The 17,720-nt window shown below is 74.9% G+C and carries 22 protein-coding genes; 7 read left to right on the top strand and 15 right to left on the bottom strand.

The genetic code is table 11. The annotated features are described in order from the left end of the window. The 3 genes from BLR12_RS09100 to BLR12_RS09110 form a co-directional block, all read right to left on the bottom strand. A partial coding sequence (locus BLR12_RS09100) for an excisionase (RefSeq protein ID WP_255363394.1) occupies nucleotides 1-229 on the bottom strand: 229 nt, incomplete at its 3' end. A gap of 251 nt (nucleotides 230-480) precedes the next feature. Continuing rightward, the gene (proC, locus tag BLR12_RS09105) at nucleotides 481-1,305 is read right to left on the bottom strand and encodes a pyrroline-5-carboxylate reductase (RefSeq protein WP_091376698.1); all 825 of its coding nucleotides are present in this window, start codon (nucleotides 1,303-1,305) and stop codon (nucleotides 481-483) included. Then, nucleotides 1,302-1,595: a hypothetical protein gene (locus BLR12_RS09110; RefSeq protein WP_091376700.1), complete on the bottom strand. Its 294-nt coding sequence runs from the start codon at nucleotides 1,593-1,595 to the stop codon at nucleotides 1,302-1,304. Before BLR12_RS09110 ends, proC begins: the two co-directional genes overlap by 4 nt. A 102-nt stretch (nucleotides 1,596-1,697) precedes the next feature. Here BLR12_RS09110 and BLR12_RS09115 point away from each other — a divergent pair, with 102 nt between their 5' ends. Then, the gene (locus BLR12_RS09115) at nucleotides 1,698-2,243 is read left to right on the top strand and encodes a type 1 glutamine amidotransferase domain-containing protein (RefSeq protein WP_255363395.1); all 546 of its coding nucleotides are present in this window, start codon (nucleotides 1,698-1,700) and stop codon (nucleotides 2,241-2,243) included. A 66-nt stretch (nucleotides 2,244-2,309) separates the two neighbouring features. Here the strand turns inward: BLR12_RS09115 and BLR12_RS09120 are convergent, their stop codons facing one another. Both BLR12_RS09120 and BLR12_RS09125 read right to left on the bottom strand, forming a co-directional pair. Further along, nucleotides 2,310-3,119: a hypothetical protein gene (locus tag BLR12_RS09120; protein ID WP_091376705.1), complete on the bottom strand. Its 810-nt coding sequence runs from the start codon at nucleotides 3,117-3,119 to the stop codon at nucleotides 2,310-2,312. Beyond that, nucleotides 3,116-4,063: a Ppx/GppA family phosphatase gene (locus tag BLR12_RS09125; RefSeq protein ID WP_091376708.1), complete on the bottom strand. Its 948-nt coding sequence runs from the start codon at nucleotides 4,061-4,063 to the stop codon at nucleotides 3,116-3,118. The genes BLR12_RS09120 and BLR12_RS09125 overlap by 4 nt, the downstream gene beginning before the upstream one ends. A gap of 72 nt (nucleotides 4,064-4,135) precedes the next feature. Between BLR12_RS09125 and BLR12_RS09130 the strand changes: the two genes are divergently transcribed. The 3 genes from BLR12_RS09130 (at nucleotide 4,136) to BLR12_RS09140 (ending at nucleotide 8,074) form a co-directional block, all read left to right on the top strand. Continuing rightward, nucleotides 4,136-4,936: a DUF3109 family protein gene (locus BLR12_RS09130; protein ID WP_091378353.1), complete on the top strand. Its 801-nt coding sequence runs from the start codon at nucleotides 4,136-4,138 to the stop codon at nucleotides 4,934-4,936. 92 nt (nucleotides 4,937-5,028) lie between these two features. Beyond that, complete coding sequence (locus BLR12_RS09135) at nucleotides 5,029-7,203, top strand: bifunctional MFS transporter/dTMP kinase (protein WP_176832439.1); 2,175 nt, start codon at nucleotides 5,029-5,031, stop codon at nucleotides 7,201-7,203. Nucleotides 7,204-7,207: 4 nt separating this feature from the next. Further along, the gene (locus BLR12_RS09140; RefSeq protein ID WP_091376712.1) at nucleotides 7,208-8,074 is read left to right on the top strand and encodes a class I SAM-dependent methyltransferase; all 867 of its coding nucleotides are present in this window, start codon (nucleotides 7,208-7,210) and stop codon (nucleotides 8,072-8,074) included. A gap of 113 nt (nucleotides 8,075-8,187) precedes the next feature. Here the strand turns inward: BLR12_RS09140 and BLR12_RS09145 are convergent, their stop codons facing one another. From BLR12_RS09145 to BLR12_RS09160, 4 genes are all read right to left on the bottom strand, one after another. Further along, nucleotides 8,188-8,676 (bottom strand): hypothetical protein, encoded by a 489-nt coding sequence (locus BLR12_RS09145; protein ID WP_091376715.1) that lies wholly within the window; start codon nucleotides 8,674-8,676, stop codon nucleotides 8,188-8,190. Between the two features lie 88 nt (nucleotides 8,677-8,764). Further along, on the bottom strand, nucleotides 8,765-9,118 hold the full coding sequence (locus tag BLR12_RS09150; RefSeq protein ID WP_091376717.1) for an ArsR/SmtB family transcription factor: 354 nt from the start codon (nucleotides 9,116-9,118) through the stop codon (nucleotides 8,765-8,767). 7 nt (nucleotides 9,119-9,125) lie between these two features. Continuing rightward, nucleotides 9,126-9,560 carry an SRPBCC domain-containing protein gene (locus BLR12_RS09155; RefSeq protein WP_091376720.1) on the bottom strand — a complete coding sequence of 145 codons (435 nt, stop codon included), beginning with the start codon at nucleotides 9,558-9,560 and terminating at the stop codon, nucleotides 9,126-9,128. 222 nt (nucleotides 9,561-9,782) lie between these two features. Next, on the bottom strand, nucleotides 9,783-10,781 hold the full coding sequence (locus tag BLR12_RS09160) for a helix-turn-helix domain-containing protein (RefSeq protein WP_091376722.1): 999 nt from the start codon (nucleotides 10,779-10,781) through the stop codon (nucleotides 9,783-9,785). A gap of 81 nt (nucleotides 10,782-10,862) precedes the next feature. Here BLR12_RS09160 and BLR12_RS09165 point away from each other — a divergent pair, with 81 nt between their 5' ends. Together BLR12_RS09165 and BLR12_RS09170 are read left to right on the top strand one after the other, a co-directional pair. Beyond that, nucleotides 10,863-11,069, top strand: coding sequence for a hypothetical protein (locus tag BLR12_RS09165; RefSeq protein ID WP_091376724.1), 207 nt, complete (start codon nucleotides 10,863-10,865; stop codon nucleotides 11,067-11,069). A gap of 10 nt (nucleotides 11,070-11,079) precedes the next feature. Further along, nucleotides 11,080-11,289 carry a DUF3072 domain-containing protein gene (locus tag BLR12_RS09170; protein ID WP_012950573.1) on the top strand — a complete coding sequence of 70 codons (210 nt, stop codon included), beginning with the start codon at nucleotides 11,080-11,082 and terminating at the stop codon, nucleotides 11,287-11,289. Between the two features lie 224 nt (nucleotides 11,290-11,513). On the opposite strand, the gene BLR12_RS09175 is transcribed toward BLR12_RS09170, so the two are convergent. Beyond that, the gene (locus BLR12_RS09175; RefSeq protein WP_091376726.1) at nucleotides 11,514-12,194 is read right to left on the bottom strand and encodes a response regulator transcription factor; all 681 of its coding nucleotides are present in this window, start codon (nucleotides 12,192-12,194) and stop codon (nucleotides 11,514-11,516) included. Next, nucleotides 12,191-13,435, bottom strand: coding sequence for a sensor histidine kinase (locus tag BLR12_RS09180; protein ID WP_091376729.1), 1,245 nt, complete (start codon nucleotides 13,433-13,435; stop codon nucleotides 12,191-12,193). Before BLR12_RS09180 ends, BLR12_RS09175 begins: the two co-directional genes overlap by 4 nt. A 224-nt stretch (nucleotides 13,436-13,659) precedes the next feature. Between BLR12_RS09180 and phoU the strand changes: the two genes are divergently transcribed. Then, nucleotides 13,660-14,319: a phosphate signaling complex protein PhoU gene (gene phoU / locus BLR12_RS09185; RefSeq protein WP_091376732.1), complete on the top strand. Its 660-nt coding sequence runs from the start codon at nucleotides 13,660-13,662 to the stop codon at nucleotides 14,317-14,319. 69 nt (nucleotides 14,320-14,388) lie between these two features. Here the strand turns inward: phoU and BLR12_RS09190 are convergent, their stop codons facing one another. The 4 genes from BLR12_RS09190 to BLR12_RS09205 all read right to left on the bottom strand — a co-directional run bounded on the left by BLR12_RS09190 (nucleotide 14,389) and on the right by BLR12_RS09205 (nucleotide 17,686). After that, nucleotides 14,389-15,162: a phosphoglyceromutase gene (locus BLR12_RS09190; protein ID WP_091376735.1), complete on the bottom strand. Its 774-nt coding sequence runs from the start codon at nucleotides 15,160-15,162 to the stop codon at nucleotides 14,389-14,391. Nucleotides 15,163-15,253: 91 nt separating this feature from the next. Then, entirely contained in the window at nucleotides 15,254-15,556 is a 303-nt protein-coding gene (locus BLR12_RS09195; protein ID WP_143018745.1) for a hypothetical protein, read from the bottom strand. 40 nt (nucleotides 15,557-15,596) lie between these two features. Further along, a complete protein-coding gene (locus tag BLR12_RS09200; RefSeq protein WP_091376741.1) occupies nucleotides 15,597-17,147 on the bottom strand; it encodes an MFS transporter in 1,551 nt (516 codons plus the stop codon). Beyond that, nucleotides 17,144-17,686, bottom strand: a complete 543-nt coding sequence (locus tag BLR12_RS09205; RefSeq protein WP_091376744.1) for a type III secretion system chaperone family protein — start codon at nucleotides 17,684-17,686, stop codon at nucleotides 17,144-17,146. The genes BLR12_RS09200 and BLR12_RS09205 overlap by 4 nt, the downstream gene beginning before the upstream one ends. Between the last annotated feature and the right edge of the window lie 34 nt (nucleotides 17,687-17,720).

A 17,720-nucleotide genomic window follows, 5' to 3' on the forward strand; every position in this document is an offset into this window, starting at 1 on the left:
TCATCTTCGAGACGCGCATCATGCTGGCGACCTCGGCGACCGTCAGGAAGGTGACGGCGGCGCGGGGGGCGGGGACCGGCGGGCGGCCGACGGGCATGGCGGCCGGGTGCTGCGGCGGGACCGGGCGGGCCATCGTGGCGGCCTGGATCGGCCGGCCGACGGGGCGCGGGCCGGGGACGCCCGGGCGGGCGTAGGCGGCGGCGGGGATCGTGCGCTGCTGCATGGTCATCTCTTCATCTCCGGACCTAGCACGCGTCGGGCGTCGGCTTCCCCACCGACTACGGGGCACGCACGTGCTGATACAGAGAGTAGGGGGACCTGCGTGACAGAAGCGATGGAAGAAACGAACAGGGGGAACGGTCCGTCCTGGGCAGATCTGTACCTAAAGGCCCTCGTCGACATGTCGTCGGGCGCGTCGTGGACGACACGTCCCGAATCGGTCACGGAAAGTCGATACGTCGACGCTCCGTCGCGATACCGTCACCGGTCCTGCGCGGCCCGCCCCAGTTCCACCGAGCGAGCGTGCGCCGCCTCGATCGCCGCGATGAGCGCCGCCCGGACGCTGTGCCGCTCCAGCTCCCGGATGGCCGCGATCGTCGTCCCGCCGGGGCTGGTGACCGCCTCGCGCAGCTGGACCGGGTGCTCGCCGGAGTCCCGCAGCATGACCGCCGAGCCCAGCGCGGTCTGCACGATCAGGTCGGCGGCCAGGTCCCGCGGCAGGCCCAGCAGGATCCCGGCGTCGACCATCGCCTCCACCAGGTAGAAGAAGTAGGCCGGCCCGCTGCCCGACAGCGCCGTGACGGCGTCCTGCTGGGCCTCCGGCACCCGCCGCACCCGACCCACGGCGGCCAGCAGCGCCTCCGCCTCGTCGAGGTGCCCTTCGTCGGCGTGCGCCCCGGCCGACAGCACGCTCATCCCCTCGTCGACCAGCGCCGGGGTGTTCGGCATGACCCGGACGACGGGGACCCCGTCGGGCAGCGCCGCCTCGATCGTCGAGGTGGGGACCCCGGCCGCCACCGACACGACCATGTGTCCGGCGTCCACCGAACCCGCCAGCAGCCCGAGCAGCGTGCCGATGTCCTGCGGCTTGACCGCGAGCAGCAGCACCCGCGCCCGCGCGGCGGCCTCGGCCAGGCCCACCACCGGGACGCCGTACCGCGAGGCCAGCTCGGCCGCCCGCTCGGGGTGGCGCTCGCAGACCACGATCCCCTCCGGCCCGCTGCGGCGGACGAGCCCTGAGAGCAGCGCCTCGCCGATCTTCCCGCCGCCGACGATGGCCAGCCCGGACCGGCCGCCGGCGCTCACGACCTGCCTCCCGAGCGCAGGACGACCCGCACCCGGTACCCGCCGGCCACCAGCCGGCGCTGCTGCTCCCTGCGGACCTGCCACGGCATGACGTACTCCCAGCTGTCGGGGTCCCGGTCGCTCCAGGCGGCACGCTCGCCCGCGATGGCGACCAGCCGCGGGTCGGTGGTGCCGACGGCCGCGGCCAGGTCGTCCACCGCGGCAGGGGTGCCCTCGAGCGCCACCCCCAGCCCGGCGCCGGCCGCCCTGCGGGCCACCCCGGTCGCCGCGGCGCCGAGCAGGCGGCGCACGGGGGTGTGATCTGCGCGCGCACGGCCCGAACCTAGTGCTCGGCGGGTGTGTCCTCGCCGGGGCGGGGTAGCCGCCGCCACATGGCAGGAGAACTGGACGGGATGAGGGTGGCGGTCCTCGCGACCGACGGCGTCGAGCAGGTCGAGCTCGACCGGCCGTGGCAGGCGCTCGAGGAGGCCGGCGCGCTGCCGGAGCTCGTGTCGCTCGAGGCCGGGGAGATCACCGCCTACGACCACATCGACAAGGGCGGCAGCAGGAAGGTCGACGCGGTGGTCGGCTCGGCCGACCCCGACGACTACGGCGCGCTGGTGCTCCCCGGCGGCGTCATCAACGGCGACTTCGTGCGCGCCGACGCCGACGCGGTGGCCTTCGTCAAGGCGTTCTTCGAGGCGGGCAAGCCGGTGGCCGCGATCTGCCACGCCCCCTGGGTGCTGGCCGAGGCCGACGTCGTCCGCGGGCGCCGGATGACCTCCTGGCCGTCGCTGCAGACCGACCTGCGCAACGCCGGCGCGACGTGGGTCGACGAGGAGGTCGTCGTCGACGGCAACCTGGTCACCAGCCGCAAGCCCGACGACCTCGACGCGTTCGGCGCCGCGATCGTCGAGCAGTTCGCCGCGGCGGACACAGCGGAGGACGAGGAGAACTGACGCGGGTGGCCCCTCTGCAGGGCCCCACCGCGAGCCTGCGAGTGACGGGGGCAGAGGGGTCCTGTCTCAGCCCGTGGAGAGCAGGCCGGCGGCGGGCGCGATGGTGAGCAGCGTCCCGGCGAAGACGAGGACCGTCACCAGGCGCACGCCGGCCGGCTCCCGGTCCTGGCGCTGCCGCCACGCCGACACGCCACCGACCAGCCCGGCGACGGCGAGCGGGGCCAGCAGCACCGCCAGGTAGGGCAGCTGCTGCCACAGCACGGTGAACAGGAAGTAGATGCCGACGCCGGCGGCCAGCGCGAGGACCAGCTCGCCGCCGAAGCGCAGCCAGGCGAGGGCGCCCTCGCGAGGTGCCAGGCCCTCGTCCCCGAGCAACGGCGGGTCGTCGGTGCGGACGACGGGGATCGGGCCGGTCCGGGGCCCGGCGTCGGTCGACGCCGCATCGGCGCGGGGTGCCCGCTCCCGGGGCGCCCGCTCGCGCGCCGTCCCCTCCCGGGACCGGCGCTCCGGCGGGGCGTCACCGGACGCGGCGGCCGCACCGGGGACTCCGGGCTTGCGGGAGGGGCGCAGGCCGGGGATCGCCGCGGTCGAGGGCTCGGGCGCCCGGCGGGCCCGGCGGTCGGGGACCGGGGTGTGCGGGCCGGTGTCCCCGGCGCGGTCGCTGGCCCGCCGTCCGAACTCCGGCCGATCGGCCACGCGGCCGGTGTCGCCCGTGCCGCGCTGCCGGACGCCGGTGTCCTCCAGCTCGTCGCCCCGGCGGCGCCGGCCGCGGGTCGGCGACTCGACCCCCGCCTCGCGCAGGATGTCGGCCAGCGGCCGGCCGCCGGTCTCCGGGTCGCGGCGCCCCTCGCCGCGGCTGCCGGGCGGAGTGCTCATCTCTCGTCCTCCAACGAGTCCAGTCGCCGGAGGATGACGCCCTCCCGCAGCGCCCACGGGCAGATCCGGACGGACGGTACGTCCAGCGCCCGCATCGCGGCCCGCGCCACGACGGCGCCCCCGGGGATCTGGTGCGCGCGGTCGGGCGACACGCCCTGCAGCTCGGCCAGCGCCGAGGACTCGATGCGGGCGACGAAGCCCAGCAGCTGCCCGAGCCCGTCGAGGGTCAGCTGCCGGGGCGCCCGCAGCCCCGCCGAGTACGGCGCGGCGCCGGTGAGCCGGGCCAGGGTCCGGAAGGTCTTGGAGGTGGCGGCCACGAGGTCCGGCGGCCCGCCGCCGAGCAGCTTCTTCGCCGCCGGCTTCAGCAGGTCCGCGGCGTGCTCGTCCAGCTCGGCGAGGGCCTCCAGGTCCGGGCGCCCGCCGGTGCGCGCCGCGGGCAGGAAGCGCCTGGTCATCCGGCCGGCCCCGAGCGGGAGCGACAGGGCGACGTCGGGGTCCTCGTCGAGCCCGCTGGCCAGCTCCAGCGACCCGCCGCCGATGTCGAGCACGAGCAGCCGCCCGGCGCTCCACCCGAACCACCGGCGGACGGCGAGGAAGGTCAGCCGCGCCTCCTCCTCGCCGCTGGTCACGTGCAGCTGCACGCCGGTCCGCTCCCGGACCCGCTCCAGCACCTCCAGGCCGTTGCGGGCCTCGCGGATGGCGGAGGTGACCAGGGCCAGCACCTCGTCGCAGCCCTGCTTCTCGGCCTGCTCGCACGCCTTGCGCACCGCCTTGAGCAGCGCCTTCTCGCCGTCCTTGGACAGCAGGTCGTCGTCGCCGACGTGCTCGGCCAGCCGCAGCAGCCACCGGTCGTCGTGCTGCGGCGTGGGATGGGCACCGCGGTGGGCGTCGACCACGAGCAGGTGCACGGTGTTCGAGCCGACGTCCAGCACCCCGAGCCTCATGCGGTCAGTCTGCCGGTCGGCGTCCGCGCAGGTTGATCCGGTGGGCGGCCCGGGGCCACCTAGGCTGGGGCGGTGCACGACGTCCCGCCCGAGGTGCCGCTGGACTTCGCCCGGGAGTGGGTCGAGTTCCCCGACCCGGCCGATGCCGGGCACGTCGTCCGGGCCGACCTGACCTGGCTCGCGTCGGCCTGGACCTGCGTCTTCGGGCGGGGCTGCGCCGGCGTCGTCGAGGGCCGCCCGGACGACGGCTGCTGCTCCCACGGCGCCTTCTTCGCCGACGAGGACGACCTCGCCCGCGTCACCGCCGCGGTCGGCGACCTCACCGACGAGGACTGGCAGCTCGCCCCCGTCGGCCGCGGCGCCTGGACCGAGGAGGACGACAGCGACGAGGACGGCGGCGTCCGCTCGCTGCGCACCCGGCTGGTCGACGGTGCCTGCGTCTTCCTCAACCGGCCCGGTTTCGCCGGCGGCACCGGCTGCGCGCTGCACCGGATGGCGCTGCGGGAGGACCTGCACCCGCTGCTCACCAAGCCCGACGTGTGCTGGCAGCTGCCGGTGCGGCGGGAGCAGGAGCAGGTCGAGCGCCCCGACGGCACGAAGGTCCTGGTGTCGAGCATCGGCGAGTTCGACCGCCGCGGGTGGGGCCCGGGCGGGCACGACCTGCACTGGTGGTGCACCGGCTCCCCGGCCGCGCACGTCTCCGCCGAGCCGCTGGTGGTCACCTACGCCGGGGAGCTCACCGCCCTCCTGGGGACGGCGGCCTACACGGAGCTGCGCCGGCTGACCGAGGAGCGGCTCGACCGTGGCCTGGTCGCCCCGCACCCGGCCAGCCCGCCACCCGTGCCGGTGACGCTGCACCGCCGTCGTCCCTGATCGGACACCCGTCCGGGGGTGCAGGAGCACCGGGCGGTCACCGCGCGCCACTACCCTTCCCCGGACGGGACGACGAGCGGACGGCGGGGACTGTGACCGAGGAGCGCGCGACGGCGGGCGGTCCCCCGGCCGGGGGACGGACCGCGGACGGAGCCGCGCGGCCCGACAACGCCTTCCTCGCCCTGGTCCGCATCCCGGTGTTCCGCCGGCTGTGGGCCGCGATCACCGTCTCCAGCCTCGGTGACTGGCTGGGTCTGCTCGCCACCACGGCGATGGCCCAGCAGCTCACCCGCGACGAGTCCCTCGCGGTGCAGGGCGCCGCCATCTCCGGCGTCATCCTCACCCGGCTGCTCCCCGACCTGCTGCTGGGCCCGCTGGCCGGGGCGCTGGCCGACAAGCTGGACCGGCGGACGACGGTCGTCGTCGGCGAGCTGCTGGCGCTGGCGCTCTACCTCTCCATCGCGGTCACCTACGAGCTGACCTGGCTCTACGTCGCCCAGTTCCTCGTCGAGGCGGTCGGGTTGTTCACCAACCCCGCCAAGCAGGCGATGTGGGTGTCGATCGTGCCCCGCGAGCGGCTGGCCGTGGCCAACCAGGTGTCGCTGTTCTCCGTCTACGGCGCCGTCCCGGTCGCCGCCCTGGTGTTCGCGCTGCTGTCGACGGCCAGCCGGCTGGTCGGCGAGGGCGACGGCAACGAGGCGCAGACGGCGATCGTCGTGGCGCTGGTGTTCAACGCCGGCAGCTTCGGGGTCAGCGCCGTGACCGTGCTGTTCTCCCGGCGGCTCATCCCGGGCACCCCGGTCGACCGGGACGGCGGGCAGCGCAACGTGTTCTCGCTGGTCGTGGAGGGCGTGTCCTTCCTGCGCGGCCAGCCGTTCATGCGGGCGCTCTACGTCGGCGTCATCGGCGCGTTCGGCGCGGGCGGGCTGACCGTCGGCGTCGCCCAGCTCTACGTGGCCACGCTGCGCGCCGGTGCCGCCGGGTACTCGGTGGTGTTCGGCGTGGTCTTCACCGGCCTGGCCATCGGCATGCTGGCCGGCCCGCGGATCCTGCCCACGGTGCCGCGGCGCAGCGTCTTCACCCACGCCATCGGCCTGGCCGGGATCGCGCTGCTGGTGATGTCGGTGCTGCGCGACTTCGTGCTGGCCACCGCCGCGGCGTTCTGCGTGGGCCTGTTCGCCGGCGTCAGCTGGATCATCGGCTACACGCTGATCGGCTACGAGGTGGAGGACCGGCTGCGCGGCCGCGTCTTCGCCTTCGTCATCTCCTCGGTGCGCGTCGTCCTGCTGCTCGCGGTGGCGGTCGGCCCGGGGCTGGCCGGGCTGCTGGGCACCCACGACGTCCGCCTGGGCGACCTGGTGCTCACCCTCACCGGCCCGGGCCTGACCCTGCTGGTCGGCGGCGTCATCGCCCTGCTGGTCAGCGCCTACGCCACCCGGCAGGTGGTGCCGGCCCGGTCCCGCACCCGCGTGCGCGACGTGCTGAAGCTGCTGTGGGGCCGCTCCGACCTGTTCTCGGCGGCCTCCAGCGGGGTCGGGCTGTTCGTCGTGGTCGAGGGGGCCGACCGCGAGCTCACCCAGCGCTACGCCGCCGACCTCGCCCGGGTCCTGCGGGAGGAGAGCGGCCGCCCGGTCGAGGTGACCTCCGAGCCGAGCGACACCCAGCTGGGCCGGCAGGTCCGCGGCCTGCTGTTCCCGTCCCCACCGGACCCGGGCAGCACCCGGCCGGGGCCGGTCGACGACAGCGGCAGCCCGATCGGCGCGCACACCGCCGCGCTGCTGGCCGCCGCCGACCGCGCCCAGCACGTCGCCACCGTGATCCGCCCGGCCCTCGAGGACCGGCGGGTGGTGGTCAACACCCACTACGTCGACACCTCGATCGCCTTCCACGGCGCCGGGCAGGGCCTCGACGGCGACCGCATCTTCCGGACGTCGCTCTGGGCCACCCGCGGGCTGCTCCCCGACCTCACCGTCGTCGTCGACTCACCGGTCACCGCCGCACCCTCCGGAGCGGACCCGGAGGCGGTGCGCCGCGCGTTCCTCGGCCTGGCCGAGGCCGCCCCGGACCGCTACGTCGTCGTCCCCGGCGAGTTGCTGGACCCCGCCACGGGTGGCGGGCTGGTCTCCCCCGTCGTCCGCCGGCGGCTGGCCACCCTGGTGGCCACCCGGTACCCGGGCGCCGGGAGCGCCGAGGCTCCGGCCGGGCCCGCGACGCCGGGCGCGGGGTCCACCGCCGCCGCGGAACGGGCGGGCCGCTCCGTAGGCTGACCCGGTGACAGAGCTCGCGCGCTGGACGGCCGGGGACACCGAGGACGTCGTCTGCTGCCTGTGCCGGGTGCCCGGCACGCTGGTGCACGACCTCGCCCCCTTCGGGGTGGTCCGCTGCCCGCAGTGCGAGCTGGTGTTCGTCAGCCCGCGGCTGCGCCCCGAGGCCCTGCAGCGGCTCTACGACGACGCGGGCTACTTCGAGGGCGGGGTCTACGGCACCGCCGTGTCCCGCAGGGCCGCCGACTCCGACGACGGCGGCGGCGCCCCGTCCGCCGAGGGGCGGCTGTCCCCCGCGATGCTGCTGCAGCGCACCTGGACCGCGGGCCGGCTCGCGCTCGTCGACCGCGAGCGCGGCGCCCCGGCGGGCGGGCGGCTGCTCGAGGTCGGCGCCGGCTACGGCCTGTTCCTCGCCGCGGCGCGGTCCGCCGGCTGGACGACGTCGGGCGTCGAGCTCTCCCGCACCGGCGCGAAGCACGCGCAGGACACCCTGGGCCTGGACGTCTTCTGCGGTCAGCTCGAGGATGCGCCGCTGGAGGCCGGCTTCGACGTCGTCTGCGCCTGGGACACCGTCGAGCACGTGCCCGACCCGCTGTCGTTCTGGCGGTCGGTGCGCTCGCTGGTCGCCGACGACGGCGTCGTGCTGTTCTCGACGCCCTACGTCTCCTCGCTGCCCGCGCGGCTGCTCGGCACCCGCTGGTGGACGCTCAAGCCGACCGAGCACATCTGGCACTTCACCCCGCGCACCCACGCGCTGCTGCTGGCCCGCGCCGGGCTGGCGCTCACCCGGGTGGTGCGCAGCCCGCTGGCGCCGGCCAACGCCGGGCGGCTGGACTCACTGGTCGGCGTCGCCCGCCCCATCCCGAACAGCTAGCCGACCCGTTCCCGGGGGGATGCGGGCCGGCGGCGTTCCCGCGGGGACGCCCCCTCGAGGCGCGAGCCGCCTCGGAACAGGTCGTCCGGCCCGACCGCGGCCTCTCCTGCGTGTCATCCGGCCGGTCGGCCCGGCACGGCGACGCGGAGGTCGAGGAGCTGCTGCGTGTGCCTGGGCAGGTGGTCCCCGGCGAGGCCGTCGACGAGGCCGGCCAGCGGCACCGGCTGGTCGACCAGCACCGCGCCGTTCGAGAGCAGCAGCGACGGCACGAGCACCGAGGTCGCCTCATCGCTCAGCTGGTCGGCGACGTCGCACAGGACGGCCCCCTGGTCCCGGACGTGCCGGATCAGGTCCGGCCTGCCCCGGTGCTCGCCGATGATCCGGCGGAGGTTCCACGGGTCGAGGGACATCCGGTTGTCGAAGGTCGGCCGCGAGCCGGAGGCGACTCCCAGTGCGACCGCCGCGATGCCCGCATCGACGCTGAGGACGTGCGCCAGGACCTGGTCGGCGTCCCACCCTCCGTCGTCGGCGTCGCCGAGGTCGGGGTGGGCGGCTGCGTCGAGCAGTCGGTCGTAGGCGCTGCGCAGTCCTGTCGTGTCCATGGCGTACGTCCGCTCGGTCGTGTTCCGTCGATGGGGTCAGGTCGTGCCACAGCGCCGATCCGGTGGTCCGGTCGCGGCCGACGGACCCTCAGCCCGGATCCCGTTCCGGCGCCTCGGCGGCGCGCTTGACGGTCGCCAGTCGGCGGTCCCAGTCGCCGGCGAGCGCGGCCATCCAGCGCGCCGTCGCGTCCAGCGCCGCCGGCCGGACGGAGTACCGCACCTCGCGTCCGACCCGGCTGCCGGACACGAGCCCGGCGGCGTCCAGGACGGCGAGGTGCTTGACCACGGCCTGCCGGGAGACCGGGAGTCGTTCGGCCAGCGTGGTGGCGGTGGCCTCGCCGCGCGCGGCGAGCAGGTCCAGCAGCTCTCGTCGCGTCGGGTCGGCGAGCGCGGCGATGACGCCGTCGACGGCCGTGCCGGCGTCGCGCCGTTCGCCGGTCATGCGATGACTACTCGGCGCGCGCCCTGAGCGCGTCGAGCACCTGGGGCCAGCCGCCGGCGTTGTCCTCGAGCGCTCGGCGGCGGAGCTCCTCGGACGCGGCCAGCGCAGCGAACCCGCTCTCGACGACCCGGAGCCGCGTCTTGTCGCCCTCCGGGGTCAACGTGAACTCGACGAGCGTGCTGTTGTCCGCCCGGAGCTCCTGTCCGGGGAACGCGCTCGCCCAGCGGTACGCCACGTACGTCGGCGGTTCCACCTTCTCCACGCGCACCGGGAAGTCGCCGTACTGCGCGTTCGTCGCGACCATCGACTCCCCCTCCCTCGCCTCGGTGCCGGCCAGGTCGGCCTCCTCGGCCACCCAGAACCCGGGCCGGGTCACCAGCGACCAGACACGCTCCAGTGGTGCGGCGATCAGGGTCTCTCGTTCGATCCGGTCTTCGCTCATCGATGGTCTCCCTCTCCGTCGCCCCGTGCAACCAGAGAGTTGCACATACTTCACTGAGCCGCAACTCCGGAGTTGCACGTCCACGTGGGCGCGCCCCGGCCGTCCGGACGCGCGTCCGCTCGGCAGGTCAGGGCACCGCGACCCACCGGGGCTGCGGGATCGACACCTGGGCGCTGCGTCGGACCGAGGCCCGCGGCCGCTCCCCCACCGAGGATCCGGCCGTCACGCCGCCCGGTCGCCCTCCGCCGCCTGCACCGCGCGGCGGAACGTCTGCCGGTAGGCCCGTGGCGACACCCCGCGACGGCGGGTGAACTGCTCCCGGAAGCCGGCCGCGGTGCCGAAACCGACCAGCCGGGCGATCTCCTCGACCGGCGCGTCACTGTCCTCCAGCAGCGCCTCGGCGGCGGCCAGCCGCTGGGCGAGCAGCCAGGCGTGCGGCGTCGTCCCGGTGGTGGCCTTGAACCGCCGCGCGAAGGTGCGCGGGCTCATGAGAGCGCGGCGGGCCAGGACGTCGACGCGGATGTCGTCGGCGAGGTGGTGCTGGGCCCACTCCAGGACGGCGCCGAGCAGGTCGTCCTCGCACTCGGCGACGGGGGTGTCGATGAACTGCGCCTGACCGCCGTCGCGGTGCGGCGGCACCACCATCTCCCGGGCCAGCGCGTTCGCCGCGGCCGCGCCCCACTCGCGGCGCACCAGGTACAGCAGGGTGTCCACGCCGGCCGCCGTCCCGGCGCCGGTGATGATCCGGCCGTTGTCGACGTAGAGCACCGAGGGGTCGACCTGGACGGCGGGGAAGCGGGCGGCCAGCTCCCCGGCGTACTTCCAGTGCGTGGTGACGCGCCTGCCGTCGAGCAGCCCGGCCTCGGCGAGCACGAAGGCGCCCGTGCACTGGCTGATGATCGTGGCGCCTCGCGCGTGGGCCGCGCGCAGGGCGTCGAGCAACGCCGGCGAGGGCACGCGGTCGAACAGCTCCCACGCCGTGATCGAGACGATGTCGGAGTCGGCCAGCCGCTCGAGGCCGTGCTCCACCGTGATCGGGATGCCGGTGTCGGTGCGCAGCACCCCGGGCGCCTCGCTGACCAGCGCGAAGTCGAAGCGGGGCAGCCCCATGGCGCGGCGGTCGTAGCCGAAGACCTCGGCACACACCCCGAGCCCGAAGCTGCCGACCAGACCGTCGGCGACGACGACGCTGACGGTCAGCGGGCGACCGGTTCCTGCCATGGCCGGAGTATGGCAGGAAAGTTGCGACGTGGGTCACTCCTGCCACTCGTCGACCCGGCCGGCCGGGAGCAGGCTCACCACATGTTGCTGATCACCTGCCCCGTGACGAGGACCGACGAGCTGGTCGCCGACCGGCGCATCCGCTCGGTGGTCAACCACCCGACGCACATCGCGCTGCACGTGGAGTGCCCGTGCGGCAGCGTGCACGTCTACCGCACCGGACGCCGCTGGGCCGCCCGCCGGCCGGCCGCCGCCGCTCGACCTGCGCCGGAGCTCACACCCGCATAGACTCGAACACATGAGCGAACCGACTGCCAACGACGACCGCAGCGCCGAGAAGGACCCGTCGGACTGGGTGACCGGGGACGAGCCGGCCACCGGTGCGCAGAAGAGCTACCTGCACACGCTGGCCCGCGAGGCCGGCGAGGAGGTGCCCGACGACATCACCAAGGCCGACGCCTCGCGCAAGATCGACGAGCTGCAGGACGAGACCGGCCGGGGCCAGTAGCCCCGGCCGCACCTGGCCGCGGTGACCGGCCGCAGCTGCCGGCGCGAGCCGCCCTGCGAGGTGCCTCGACGAGGAGGGGCCGGAGGCCGCCGCGAGGAGGGGCAGGAGGGGCTCAGCGCCGGCCGGGGACGGCACCTGGCGGCGGTGGAGGCCGATCAGCCGACCGTGTGGCCCCGTCCCGGGCCCCGCCCTGAGCCGGCGAAGGGTGGGGAGGACGGGGTCCTTCAGGCCTCGAGCTTGTAGCCCAGGCCGCGGACGGTGACGAGGTACTTGGGGTTGGCCGGGTCGGGCTCGATCTTGGCCCGCAGTCGCTTGACGTGGACGTCGAGGGTCTTGGTGTCGCCGACGTAGTCCGACCCCCACACCCGGTCGATGAGCTGGACCCGGGTGAGCACCCGCCCGGCGTTGCGCAGCAGCAACTCCAGCAGGTCGAACTCCTTGAGCGGCAGGGCGATCGGCTCGCCGTCCACCGAGACGACGTGCCGCTCGACGTCCATGCGCACCGGTCCGGCCTCCAGCGTGGACTCGGCCGGTGCCTCGACGTCGCCGCGGCGGCGCAGCACCGCGCGGATCCGGGCCACCAGCTCGCGCGCCGAGTAGGGCTTGGTCACGTAGTCGTCCGCGCCCAGTTCCAGGCCGACGACCTTGTCCACCTCGGCGTCCTTGGCGGTCAGCATGATGATCGGGACGCCGCTGCGGGAGCGCAGCGCCCGGCAGACCTCGGTGCCGGGCAGCCCGGGCAGCATGAGGTCGAGGAGCACGACGTCGGCACCGCCGCGGTCGAACTCGGCCAGCGCCTCGGGACCGGTGGTGGCCACGACCGCGTCGAACCCCTCCTTCCGCAGCATGTAGGACAGCGCGTCGGAGAAGGACTCCTCGTCCTCCACGACCAGCACTCGGGTCATGACCGTCCCTTCGGGGCGTCAGCGGCGGGCGGGCCGCCTGCGAGGTCGTGATCGGCCGGCTCGTCGCCGGCGGATCCGGTGTCGGTGGCCGCGCGGTCGGCGGCGGCCAGCGGGATGCGCAGCGTGAAGGTGGACCCGAGGCCCTCCTCGCTCCAGACGCTGACCGAGCCGCCGTGGTTGGTGGCCACGTGCTTGACGATGGCCAGCCCCAGGCCGGTGCCGCCGGTGCGGCTGGCCCGTGACTGGTCGACGCGGTAGAAGCGCTCGAAGACCCGCGAGCGGTCCTCGCGCGGGATGCCGATGCCGCTGTCGGTCACCGTGATCTCCGCGAAGCCGGCGCGGGCGCGGGCGCCGACCGCGATCCGGGTCTGGTCCGGGCTGTAGGTCACGGCGTTGGCCAGCAGGTTGGTCACCGCGGTGGCCAGCTGGGACTCCACACCGCGGACGACCAGACCGCGCTCTCCGCCGGCGACGATGGTGACCTGCTTGGCGCTCGCGGCGAGCTTGGTGCGGTCCACCGCCTCGGCGATGACCGTGTCGACCTCCACCGGCACCAGCTCGGGCAGCGGTTCGCCGCCCTGCAGCCGGGACAGGTCGATGAGCTCGCGGACCAGGCGGGACAGCCGGTCGGCCTCGTGGGTCATCCGGCTGGCGAAACGGCGCACCGTCTCGGGGTCGTCGGCGGCGTCCTCGACGGCCTCGGCGAGCAGCGACAGCGCTCCGACGGGCGTCTTCAGCTCGTGGCCGACGTTGGCGACGAAGTCGCGCCGGACCGCCTCGACCCGGCGGGCCTCGGTCAGGTCCTGCAGCACCAGCGCCACCGGGGCGGTCCCCGGGCCCGGCCCGCCCTCCAGCCGGACGCCGAGCACACCCACCTGCCGCGGGCCGCCCCCCACGACCGACGCGGGGAGCGACACCTCGGCACGCCGCCGTCCGCCGTCCCGCGCCGTGCGGGCGAGCTCCAGCAGCTCGGGGACCAGCAGCCGGGTGTCGCGGACGATGCCCAGGCCGCGCGCGGCCGGGTTGGCCAGCAGCACCACGTCGTCGGGGTCGAGCAGGACGACGGCGGGGTCGATGAGGTCGAGCAGCCGGCGGGACAGGACCGCCTCGGGGGCCGAGCCGTCGGCCGGCACCGCCTGGTCGACGACCGGCCGCGGTCGCCGCCGGAGCAGGGCCGCGATCAGCACGCCGCCGACCACGCCGACGACGAAGCCGGCCAGCAGGGCTACCGACGGGCTCACGGGGGCGATGCTAGGCCGCTCCCATCGGGCCGGATCCCCCGTGTGGGTGACCGCGGCACGCCGAACGGGCACTGTTCACGTTCCCGTGCCCGCCCGTTCACCGCCTGGCACGGGAAGGGTCGACGGACGCACCTACCCTCGTGGTCCTGAGAACGTTGGGTCCTCGAGACGCGGGTACCCGGAGTGTCGAGCCAGGGACGGCCCGGCCGACGAGGAGGACGACGGTGCGCCAGCACTACCACGAGGAACTCGACGACATCAACACCTGCCTGGTCGAGATGGCGAACTCGGTCGGGTCGGCCATGAGCAAGGCGACGACCGCGCTGCTGGACGCCGACATCGAGCTCGCCAACCTGGTCATCGAGGGCGACGACCGCATCGACGCCACGCGGGAGAGCATCGAGCAGCGCTGCTTCAACATGCTGGCCCGGCAGGCGCCGGTCGCCACGGACCTGCGCACCATCACCGCGGCCATGCGGATCATCAGCGACCTCGAGCGGATGGGCGATCTCGCCGTCCACGTGGCCAAGCTGGCCCGGATGCGCTTCCCGGAGCACGCCGTCCCGCAGGAGCTGCGGCCGATCTTCCTCGAGGCCGGCCACGTCGCCGAGAGCCTGGTCAGCCAGACGGCCACGGTCATCGCCAAGCTCGACGTCGAGGCCGCCGCGGCACTGGAGGCCGAGGACGACCTGATGGACCAGCTGCACCGGCAGCTGTTCAGCGAGCTGCTCAGCAAGGACTGGCCGCACGGCATGGAGGCGGCCATCGACATCACCCTGCTCGGCCGCTACTACGAGCGCTTCGCCGACCACGCGGTCAGCGTCGCCCGCCGGGTCGTCTACCTGGTCACCGGCGAGCGCGAGATGCACGCCACGGCCAACTGACCCGTTGAACGGCCCCGTCCGGAGGCTCGCCCCGAGCGTGCGAGGGGTGAGGGGGACGGGGTCCTTCGACTACTTCTTCCCCTGGTTCTTGACGGCCTCGATGGCCGCGGCCGCGGCCTCGGGGTCGAGGTACTCGCCGCCGGGCTTGGTCGGGCGCAGGTCGTCGTCCAGGTCGTAGCGCAGCGGGACGCCGGTCGGGATGTTGAGCCCGACGACCTCGTCCTCCCCCATGCCGTCCAGGTGCTTCACCAGGGCCCGCAGGCTGTTGCCGTGGGCGGCGACGAGCACGGTCAGGCCGGCGCGCAGGTCCGGCACGATCTCGTCGTACCAGTACGGCAGCATCCGGACGACGACGTCGGCCAGGCACTCGGTCTGCGGGCGCACCTCCGGCGGCAGCACCGCGTAGCGGGCGTCGCCGTCCTGGGAGTACTCGCTGCCGGCCTCGATGGGCGGCGGCGGGGTGCTGTAGGAGCGCCGCCAGGTGGTGAACTGCTCCTCGCCGTACTCGGCGAGCGTGGCGGCCTTGTCCTTGCCCTGCAGCGCGCCGTAGTGCCGCTCGTTGAGCCGCCACGACCGCTTGACCGGGATCCACTGCCGGTCCGCGGCCGCCAGCGCCAGCTCGGCGGTGCTGATCGCCCGCTTGAGCACCGAGGTGTGCACGACGTGCGGCAGCAGACCGTGCTCGGCGAGGAGCTCACCACCGCGGGCGGCCTCGCCGCGGCCCTTCTCCGACAGCGGCACGTCCACCCAGCCGGTGAACAGGTTGGCCTTGTTCCACTCGCTCTCGCCGTGGCGGAGCAGCACGAGCGTGCCGGGGCGGGTCTGGGGCGAGGACGTCGTCACACCGCCATCCTGCCCGACCGGTGCGGTGAGGGAACGGCCTCCCTGCAGAGTCCCTGCGCGAGCCGGCGAGCGGTGCAGGTCGGGAGGTCGGTCACCCGGCGAGCAGCGGCCACAGCAGCCAGGCCTCGAAGGCCGCCGGTGGGAGCAGGCCGGCGAGCAGCCACGGGCTGCGGACGGGGCGGTCGACGCCCCAGCGCAGCGCGGCGACCGCCGCCACGCTGCAGCCGATGCCGGCGGTCAGCCAGAGCAGCGTGCCGGCCACGTCGACGACGAGGAGCTGGGCGAAGGTCAGCCGCACCGCGCACAGCAGCAGCGGGTACACCAGCGCGGTCGCGCCGACCAGGCCGACGAGCGCCCGGACCTGACGCTGCTGCTGCCCGGGCTCCTCCTGCACCGCCGCCACGCTAACCGCCCCCGCGACCGCGGGCCCGTCCTCAGCGCCCGGCCGTGGTCCTGCGCCCCGGCAGCCACACCAGGACCACGACGGCGGCCAGCGCGGTCGCCAGCGCCGTCCCCAGGGCGGTGAGGTGCATCGCCGCCACGAACGCCTCCTCGGCCCGGGCGACCAGGCCGGCCGCCGCCGGGTCACCGGCCTGCTGCACCGCGGCGAGGGTGGCGACGATGGAGGTGCTGGCCTCCTCGCGGGCACCGGCCGGCAGCGCGTCGACGGCGTCCCCCAGCTGCGCGGCGTAGGCGTTGGCCAGCAGCGAGCCGAGGATCGCCACCCCGAGGGCGCCGCCGACCTGCCGCACCGAGTTGTTCACCGCCGCGCCCGCGCCGGCCTTGTGGCGCGGCACCACCGACATGATCGACTCGGTCGTCGGGGCCATGACCGCGCCCATGCCCAGGCCCTGCACCGACAGGATCGCCAGCAGCAGCCACGGCGACGACGTCGTGTCCAGCAGCTGGAAGCCGCAGACCGCCGCCGTGAGCAGCCCGAACCCGGTGCCGACGACGGCCTTGGGGCCGAACCGCTCGGCCAGCCGCGAGCTGCCCGGCGCCATCACCGCCATGCCCACGGCCATCGGGACCAGCGCCGCGCCACTGGCCAGCGGCCCGTACCCGAGCACGCCCTGCAGGTAGTAGACGAGGTAGAACGTCGCGCCCATCAGCGCGAAGAAGTTCAGGCCCAGGGCGGCCGCGGCAGCGGAGAAGGCCGGGTTGCCGAACAGCGTCACGTCGAGCGCCGGGTGGGCCGAGCGGCGCTGCAGCCAGACGAAGAGCACCAGCAGCGCCAAGCCGCCGAGCAGCGGCACGAGGACGCCGGGCGACGTCCAGCCGGCGCCCGAGCCGCCGTGGATGATCCCGTAGACCAGCCCGGCCAGCGCCACGATGGACAGCAGGACCCCGGGGACGTCGAGCCGCCCGGGCGAGGGGTCGCGCGACTCGGGGACGACGAGCAGCGTCGCGACGATGCCGAGGACCGCGACCGGCACCGCGATGAGGAAGATCGCGCCCCACCAGAAGTGCTCGAGCACCGCCCCGCTGGCCAGCGGCCCGCCGGCGACGGCGATGCCCGCGGTGCCGGCCCACACGCCGATCGCCCGGCCGCGCTCGCCCGGCGGGAAGACGTTGGTGATGACGGCGAGGGTCGTCGGCTGGACGGCGGCCCCGCCGATGCCCATGACCGCCCGCCAGGCGATCAGCTCGCCGGGGCTGCTGCTGAACGCGCCGAGCAGCGAGCCGGCCGTGTAGACCGTCAGCCCGATGAGCAGGACCCTGCGGCGGCCGATGCGGTCACCGATGACGCCCCAGGAGAACAGCAGGCCGGCGAAGACGAGGATGTAGGCGTCGATCGCCCACTGCAGCTCGCTCTGGCTGGCGCCCAGGTCGCGCTGCAGCGTGGGGATGGCGACGTTGAGGGTCGTGTTGCCCATGATCACCACGAGCAGGCAGACCGTCATGGTGGCCAGCACCCACCAGCGGCGGGCGTGGCCGGGCCGCTCCTCGGCGGCCTCGGGGAGCGACCGGTCGGTCGCCGTCACGCCCCGCCGTCCGGGGCGCCGGTGGCGCGGGACCTCCGGGCCGGGTCGACGAAGTCGGCGAACGCCTCCAGGTTGCGCAGCGACTCCCCGCGCTTGACCCGCCACTCCCACTCGCGCCGGATCGAGGTGCCGAAGCCGATCTCCAGCATCGTGTTGAAGTGGTCGTCGGCGTAGCTGAGCACCGCGCCGAGGATGCGGTCGAGCTCCTCGGGGGTGACCGCGGCGTGCGGCAGCCGGCCGGTCAGGTAGACGTCACCGACGCTGTCGATCGAGTACGCGACGCCGTACATCCGGGCGTTGTGCTGCAGCAGGTACGTCCAGAGCTGCTCGCGGTTCTCGTCGGGCTGGCGGCAGACGAAGGCCTCCACCCGCAGCGCGTGCTCCCCGACGATCAGCCCGCACACGGTCTTGAGCTTCTGGGTGCCGGGCAGGTCGACCAGCCAGCGGCCGGGGGCGGGGTGCTCGTGCACCAGCTCGCTGTCGCGCAGCGTCTGCTCGATGACCGCGTCGAGCTCCTCGACGCCCCGCCGTCCGCTCACCCTGTTCCCCGTTCGCTCCCGCCCGGCGGAGCAG

The organism is Geodermatophilus sp. DSM 45219, from assembly GCF_900104025.1.
In the GTDB taxonomy this organism is placed as follows: domain Bacteria; phylum Actinomycetota; class Actinomycetes; order Mycobacteriales; family Geodermatophilaceae; genus Geodermatophilus.